1 protein-coding gene is annotated in these 250 nt (G+C 36.8%); it reads right to left on the minus strand.

Annotated elements, in window-relative coordinates; translation table 11 throughout:
- The coding region (locus SB775_RS32150) for a substrate-binding domain-containing protein (protein WP_410865344.1) at window positions 1-250 on the minus strand (250 nt) is incomplete at both ends.

A 250-nucleotide genomic window follows, 5' to 3' on the forward strand; every position in this document is an offset into this window, starting at 1 on the left:
CCTTCATTTCCATCGTTTTTAGCAGTTGTTCAAACGTACAGGCTGCCATTTGTTTAATTGGCTGTTCAATTGTTGTTAACCCCGGATCTGCAATCTCAGCATAAATTGTATTATCAAATCCGATTATTGATAAATCTTCCGGAATTGAAAGTCCTTGTTTTCTTGCTTCATTCATAAGGCATATAGCAATTAAATCTGTACAGGCAAAAACGGCTGTAGGCCTGTTAGGCAAATGAAGTAATTCCTTACT

This window comes from Peribacillus sp. SIMBA_075 (assembly GCF_046534585.1).